We start from the raw sequence: 283 nt of genomic DNA on the forward strand, positions 1-283 counted from the left end.
TGAGAGTTCAACTCTCGCGCGTTTGGTGACGATGGCGGAGGGGTTCCACGCGTACCCATCCCGAACACGACCGTTAAGCCCTCCAGCGCCGATGGTACTTGGACCGAAGGGTCCTGGGAGAGTAGGATGTTGCCAAGCGCATCCCTTTATGGGTTTGCAATTAAATATCCCGATTATGGGCCCTTAGCTCAGTTGGTTAGAGCGCACCCCTGATAAGGGTGAGGTCGGTGGTTCGAGTCCACTAGGGCCCACCATCTAACCCATAATCAATAATTGTGGGATT

The 283-nt window shown here is 54.1% G+C and carries 1 tRNA gene and 1 rRNA gene; both read left to right on the top strand.

What is annotated here, in order from left to right:
• Positions 1-21 precede the first annotated feature (21 nt).
• Positions 22-138 (top strand): 5S ribosomal RNA (rrf, locus tag KI362_RS25360).
• Positions 139-177: 39 nt separating this feature from the next.
• Positions 178-254: transfer RNA gene (locus tag KI362_RS25365), tRNA-Ile, on the top strand.
• Positions 255-283: the final 29 nt, after the last annotated feature.

It is taken from the genome of Paenibacillus apis (assembly GCF_018333295.1).
GTDB lineage: Bacteria > Bacillota > Bacilli > Paenibacillales > Paenibacillaceae > Fontibacillus > Fontibacillus antibioticophila.